At 41.5% G+C, this 6,313-nt stretch carries 8 protein-coding genes; all 8 read left to right on the forward strand.

The window, feature by feature from the left end; genetic code table 11:
* On the forward strand, positions 1-837 hold the full coding sequence (locus tag LG34_RS12920) for a hypothetical protein (RefSeq protein WP_109216425.1): 837 nt from the start codon (positions 1-3) through the stop codon (positions 835-837).
* On the forward strand, positions 828-1,817 hold the full coding sequence (locus LG34_RS12925; protein ID WP_109216426.1) for a Gp37-like protein: 990 nt from the start codon (positions 828-830) through the stop codon (positions 1,815-1,817). Before LG34_RS12920 ends, LG34_RS12925 begins: the two co-directional genes overlap by 10 nt.
* A gap of 3 nt (positions 1,818-1,820) precedes the next feature.
* Positions 1,821-2,600 carry a hypothetical protein gene (locus LG34_RS12930; RefSeq protein ID WP_109216427.1) on the forward strand — a complete coding sequence of 260 codons (780 nt, stop codon included), beginning with the start codon at positions 1,821-1,823 and terminating at the stop codon, positions 2,598-2,600.
* 192 nt (positions 2,601-2,792) lie between these two features.
* Entirely contained in the window at positions 2,793-3,053 is a 261-nt protein-coding gene (locus LG34_RS12935; protein WP_109216428.1) for a hypothetical protein, read from the forward strand.
* 29 nt (positions 3,054-3,082) lie between these two features.
* Positions 3,083-3,274, forward strand: coding sequence for a holin (locus tag LG34_RS12940; protein WP_347486820.1), 192 nt, complete (start codon positions 3,083-3,085; stop codon positions 3,272-3,274).
* A 17-nt stretch (positions 3,275-3,291) separates the two neighbouring features.
* Entirely contained in the window at positions 3,292-4,269 is a 978-nt protein-coding gene (locus LG34_RS12945) for a peptidoglycan recognition protein family protein (protein ID WP_109216430.1), read from the forward strand.
* A 110-nt stretch (positions 4,270-4,379) separates the two neighbouring features.
* The gene (miaB, locus tag LG34_RS12950) at positions 4,380-5,825 is read left to right on the forward strand and encodes a tRNA (N6-isopentenyl adenosine(37)-C2)-methylthiotransferase MiaB (RefSeq protein ID WP_109216434.1); all 1,446 of its coding nucleotides are present in this window, start codon (positions 4,380-4,382) and stop codon (positions 5,823-5,825) included.
* Between the two features lie 2 nt (positions 5,826-5,827).
* The gene (locus LG34_RS12955; RefSeq protein ID WP_109216431.1) at positions 5,828-6,223 is read left to right on the forward strand and encodes a NusG domain II-containing protein; all 396 of its coding nucleotides are present in this window, start codon (positions 5,828-5,830) and stop codon (positions 6,221-6,223) included.
* The last annotated feature ends 90 nt before the right edge of the window (positions 6,224-6,313 follow it).

A 6,313-nucleotide genomic window follows, 5' to 3' on the forward strand; every position in this document is an offset into this window, starting at 1 on the left:
ATGAAACTGTATTACGAAAATTCAAGAGGTGCCATCATTAATCTTATGAAATTTCCAGTTATGGCGCAGAATCCGGAAGTATTGGCAGAACGTTCCTGGGGATATGAAACAGAGACAAAACAGGACGGAACCAAAAACATAAAACAGTTCTATAAGGACGTGGAAACAAAAAAACTACAACTTTCTATCATGGCAGACAGCAAAGAAGAATATAGCAATCTCATGAATGACATGAGTGAGATTTTCGATTATGATGTACGAAATCGTCAGCCGGGAAAAATCTGGTGGAACGATTGTTACAAAGAGGTATACGTGACAGCTACAGATTTTTCCGAATATGAGGAAGACTTCGAAGCCATTGAAAACGAGATTACAATCTCATGCACACAGCCATGGTGGATAAAAGAGAATCAGGTGGAAGGTTATCCTAACAAACAGGAATCCCATGGCAAAAATTTAGACTACCCTCATGACTATCCTTATGATTACTACAATGGAGCAGAAAACATCCGTATTCGGAATGACAGCATCGCAGACTGTCATTTTCAACTGACAATTTACGGACCATGCAGAAATCCACGTCTGACGATTGGGACACATGTATACGGTCTTACTTGCGTGTTAGAAGCTGGCGAATACGTGCGGATCAGATCACGGGAAAAGAAAGTTTACAAGGTCAAAAACAGCGGTGAACGGGAATCAATGTATCAGTTCCAGGACGGTGAATACTATCTTTTTGAAAAGCTGCATCCGGGGAATTACCGAATAGCGTGGGACGGTTTGTTTGGATTCGAGATGATTGCATATGAGGAGAGGAGTGAGCCACGATGGATTTAATTTATACAGACAAGAATGGCATTGATAAAGATATAATGCCAACGTATGAGCTGGATGTGGCTTTTGGCAGGGATGAAAATGACTTCCTCTGCACGATAGCAATCGAAGATCATTGCTGTGCTCCACAGGATCGGATCTACATGAAAGATTCGGTTGGCGGAAAAAATAAATGGACGGACATCGGCGGCATCATTGATCAGATAAAATTGAACACGGAATCCGGGGATGTGATGTATTCTGGCAGGACATGGCATGGAATATTGGAGGGGAAAGTGTTATGCCCGGATGCGGGGCAGGATTATCTGATTTTGTCAGGAGAAGCCAATACGGTTCTAAAAGATCTCATCACAAGGATGGGACTTGGAACTCTGTTTGAAGCAGAAGACACAGATTCCAAGATCACTATAAAATCTTACCAGATGGATAGATACATCGGAGGATATACAGGCATCAGAAAGATGCTGAAAGCAGTAAAGGCAAAGCTGAAAATGATATATAAATCTGGAAAAGTACAGATTTCTGCAATACCGTTAGTGGATTACAGCCAGGATAAAGAATGGGATTCTACACAGATCAGTGCGCAGATAAGTAAAAATGATTTTCCAACCAATCATGTAATATGTCTCGGAAAAGGCGAATTGAAAGACAGAAAAGTAATTCATCTGTACATGGATGCACAAGGAAAAGTGTCAAAAACACAGACTTATTTTGGCATTCGGGAAGTAACAGAGATTTATGATAATGCTAATACGGAATCGGAGGATGAACTAGAACAGAAAGGGCGGGAGATGCTGGAGGACGCATATGCAGCAGCCAATGCCATGGATGTGAAGTTTAAAAACAATGAGGATTATGACATCGGCGATTACGTTGGAACCAGAGAATACTACACCGGTATTCAGATCAGGGAAGAAATTACAAAGAAAATTGTAAAAGTAAAAAGCAACGGCATTAGTATAGAATGCCAGATAGGAGAGTGAAAAATGGGAGCATATATAGTCACAGGATTAAGAGGAAAAGAACATGTAACGTCAGCAGACGCGGGAGCATTAAACGCAGGAATCTTCGGAACTGGCAGATACGTGATGAATACAGCTGAGCAGTTTGCAGCAGAAATCGTGTCAAATAACATTGTGAGAATCAAATCAGGCGATTTGGTTAACCAGGGGCGTCATATTCGAATTGAAGTAAACGATTATGAAGATATGACGATTGAAAATGGAGCACAGTCTGTGAAAAGAAATGATCTGATTGTGATGCGTTACAAAAAAGATACAAGCACAACAATTGAATTAGAATCGGCAGAACTTGTTGTGATCAAAGGAACCGCCGGGGCAACTGCAACAGATCCGACTTACACATCTGGAGATATCCTCGCAGGCGCAACACAGGATGATTTTCCGTTGTATCGTGTGTCATTAAATGGTCTGAATATCGAAAAAGTTACTCCATTATTCAGTACGGTACCGAACTTAAATGAATTAAACACGAATATGGTAAAACTTGCTACAAATACAATGCGTAAAGGAAATAATTGGAGTAAATCTGGTGGTGGATTATATTATAATAATCATCCTGTGGATACAATTTTACCAAGTGACGCAATCATAATTTCGGCTTTAATTATCGAATGGTCTGGTTTATCTGCTCCAATTGACATTTGTTTTTCTGAAACAACAAGAGAAGTCCAATTTACGAGTGAATCATATATGCCGTTAGTAAATTCAAACAGTTATGTTAAATACAGAATCGCTTATATTTAATAATTATAATTTATTTGCATACATAAGCAAATGTGAAGCTTACACCAGAAGCATTTGTCAGGTATTCGGGCAAATCTATGAGTGAATGAGCTGCTTACGGGAGGTGAGCAGCAGTAGCTCTGTCCGGTAACTTAGAGTCGACACTTCGGTGCCGGCTTTTTTCGTGCCAATTCTGGAAAAGAGGTGAAGAAAATGGAAGCAGTAATTGCAGCGGCAATCACAGGAGCATTCTCAGTACTGGGAATCGTAATCTCAAATGCAAAAAGCAATCAAAAAATGGAAAGTAAGATTGAACAGCAATTAAATACAGCGCAGGCTGTCACAGACTGCAAGATCGAAGAACTGACAAGAGAAGTACGAGAACATAATAATTTTGCAAAACGTGTCCCCGTATTGGAAGAACAGGTGAAAGTAGCCAATCATCGAATCGCAGATTTAGAAAATCAAAAATAAATGCATATAAAAGAAAGGACAGAATGAGTATGAGTAAAAAATGGTGGAAATGTGCGGCTATCCGTGCAGTAAAGACTGCAGCACAGACAGCAGTGGCAATGCTTCCAGTGGCAGCGGCAATCAATCAGGTAGACTGGAAAATGGTGATCGGGACAGCAGCATTAGCATTTGTAGCTTCCATGCTGACCTCTCTGGCAGGTATTCCGGAAGCGAAAGATTGAGAGGAGGATGAGGAGTAATGGCATATACAGTGAAAGAAATGTGGGCTTCCAGCACCAATTACGGAAGCCAGAGATCGACAGGTGACATCAAGTACATAGTAATTCACTATACCGGTAATGACGGTGATACCGCTGTAAATAACGGAAAATACTTCCAGGGGGCGAACAGAAAAGCATCTGCTCATTATTTCGTGGATGACAGCACTGTAGTTCATTCCGTTCCAGACAATAGAATCGCATGGTCCGTTGGCGGCAGCAAATACAACAACAACGGTGGACGTTTGTATGGAGTGGCTAAAAATGCCAATACATTAAACATTGAGCTGTGTGACGATTACAGAAATGGATCCGTAAAAGCAACAGATGCCACCATCAACAACGCATTGACTCTTACACGGGAATTAATGAAAAAATATAATGTCCCGATAGGCAATGTAATCAGACACTATGATGTCAATGGAAAAAGCTGCCCTGCTTACTGGGTAAATGATTCATTATGGGAAAGTGAGTTCCATAACAGACTTACACAGGCATCTCATCCAGATGGACTGTCTGATACAAAAGATGCAGACGGTAACTGGTATTACTACAAAAATGACAAAGTTGATACTGACGTTACCATTGTTGCACAGAATAAAAATGGCTGGTGGTATGTAAAGAATGGCAAGGTTGACTTCTCTGCAAACACGGTAGCAAAGAACAACAATGGCTGGTGGCATATCGTAAACGGCAAAGTTGACTTCAATTCAAACACGATCGCCAAAAACGAAAACGGTTGGTGGAAAATTGTGAATGGAAAAGTGGATTTCACTTTTAACGGTCTGGCACAGAATCAGAACGGCTGGTGGTATTTGAAGGACGGAAAGGTTGATTTCTCTTACAACGGACTTGCTGCCAATAAAAATGGTGTGTGGTACGTAAAAAATGGCAAGGTGGACTTCGATTATTCCGGAAACACGACTTGCAAAATTTCCAAAGGAAAATTGGTAATCTGAACCGGCGATAATAATCATTGAAAAAAATCCATATATCGGCTATAATGTAGAATCGAACACATGGACGAAAGGAAGTAAGAATGGATAAAAATATTGATTTTTCAAATCAGATGGAATTAGAACACATTTTAGGCGATATAGATTTAAATGAAGATGCACCGGTGGAAGAACCGGCAAGACAGTATTATTTTATTGCAAAGGCACGGAAATATATCACAGAAATTTCCGCGAAGTTAGGCAGACCACTTTTCTCTCATGTCGAAACCTTTGGTTGTCAGATGAATGCCCGAGATTCCGAAAAATTATGTGGTATCTTAAATGCCATCGGCTATCAGGAGTCCGAGTCCGAGGATGCAGATTTTGTTATTTACAATACATGTACCGTCCGTGAAAATGCAAACAATAAAGTATACGGACGTCTTGGCTACCTGCACGGATATAAGAAGAAAAATCCACATATGATGATCGCACTCTGCGGCTGTATGATGCAGGAAGAAAAAGTAGTAGAAAAGATCAAACAGAGCTACCGTTTTGTAGACCTGATTTTTGGCACACATAATATTTTCAAATTTGCGGAACTTCTGGTGCATTCCATCGAGAATAAAAAGATGGTGGTGGATGTATGGGAAAATACAGACCAGATCGTAGAGCAGCTTCCAAACGAACGTAAATTCCGTTTCAAGAGCGGTGTCAATATCATGTTTGGCTGCAACAATTTCTGTAGTTATTGTATCGTTCCATATGTAAGAGGACGGGAGCGAAGCAGAGAGCCGCGGGAGATCATCCGTGAGATTGAGAACTTTGTGGCAGATGGTGTTGTGGAAGTTATGCTTCTGGGACAGAACGTGAATTCCTATGGAAAGAACCTGGATCAGCCGATCACTTTTGCACAGCTTTTGGAGCAAATCGAGCAGATCGAAGGACTGGAGCGTATCCGTTTCATGACTTCTCATCCGAAGGATCTTTCCGATGAACTGATCGAAGTAATGGCAAAATCAAAGAAAATCTGCAGACATCTGCATTTACCATTGCAGTCCGGCAGCAGTCGTCTGTTAAAAATTATGAACCGTCATTATGACAAGGAGCAGTATCTGACGCTGGTGGATAAAATACGTGCAGCAATTCCGGATATTGCACTGACCACAGATATCATTGTCGGATTCCCGGGTGAGACCGAGGAAGATTTTGAGGAGACTATGGATGTAGTGCGCAAAGTGCGTTACGACAGCGCATTTACGTTCATTTATTCCAAACGTACCGGTACACCGGCAGCAAAAATGGAAGATCAGGTGCCGGAAGACGTGGTAAAAGCACGTTTTGACCGTCTGTTAAAAGAAGTACAGGAGATTGCAGCAGAAAAATCTGCACGCCTGACCGGTCAGGTGCAGGATGTACTGGTAGAGAGTGTCAACCATCAGGATGACAGTCTGCTCACTGGACGACTTGGCAACAACAGTGTGGTACATTTCCCTGGAGGAAAGGAACTGATCGGACAGATCATTCCGGTGCGTCTGGATGAATGTAAAGGTTTCTATTATATTGGAAGCAGGGCATAAGCATGGACAAAAAAGTCGGTAAAAAAGAGATTTTATTACTGGTCATTATCTTTGTGGCAGCGGTGATCGGGTATTTTGTGTTTCAGAAAATGCAAAGTACACCCGGCGGACAGGTCAAAGTAACGGTAGACGGAAGCGTGTACGGCACTTATGACCTGCATACGACAGGAGAAAAAGCGCAGAAAATCGAGATAAAAAACGCAGAAGGAACGGTGACAAATACCCTTGTGATCGAAAATGGAAAAGCAGATATGATCTCTGCGGATTGTCCGGACAAACTCTGTGTAAATCAGCATGCAATTTCTTCCAACGGGGAGACCATCGTGTGCCTGCCAAATAAAGTCGTGGTGGAAGTGGAAGACGGGGAAGAAGCCCAGTTTGATACCCAGACAAAATAGTAGAACAAGAGAACGAAGAAAAAAGAAGCATTTCAGAAAATAGATTCATCTCAGTCTGAGTTGAGACTCCCACTTCTGCAAGTGGTGAGT

Source organism: Eubacterium ramulus (genome assembly GCF_003122485.1).
Taxonomy (GTDB): Bacteria; Bacillota; Clostridia; order Lachnospirales; family Lachnospiraceae; genus Eubacterium_I; species Eubacterium_I ramulus_A.

Coding starts and splice junctions, on each gene's coding strand:
- miaB (WP_109216434.1), top strand. CDS start 4,380: ATGGAATTAGAACACATTTTAGGCGATATAGATTTAAATGAAGATGCA.
- LG34_RS12925 (WP_109216426.1), top strand. CDS start 828: ATGGATTTAATTTATACAGACAAGAATGGCATTGATAAAGATATAATG.
- LG34_RS12945 (WP_109216430.1), top strand. CDS start 3,292: ATGGCATATACAGTGAAAGAAATGTGGGCTTCCAGCACCAATTACGGA.
- LG34_RS12940 (WP_347486820.1), top strand. CDS start 3,083: ATGAGTAAAAAATGGTGGAAATGTGCGGCTATCCGTGCAGTAAAGACT.
- LG34_RS12955 (WP_109216431.1), top strand. CDS start 5,828: ATGGACAAAAAAGTCGGTAAAAAAGAGATTTTATTACTGGTCATTATC.
- LG34_RS12920 (WP_109216425.1), top strand. CDS start 1: ATGAAACTGTATTACGAAAATTCAAGAGGTGCCATCATTAATCTTATG.
- LG34_RS12935 (WP_109216428.1), top strand. CDS start 2,793: ATGGAAGCAGTAATTGCAGCGGCAATCACAGGAGCATTCTCAGTACTG.
- LG34_RS12930 (WP_109216427.1), top strand. CDS start 1,821: ATGGGAGCATATATAGTCACAGGATTAAGAGGAAAAGAACATGTAACG.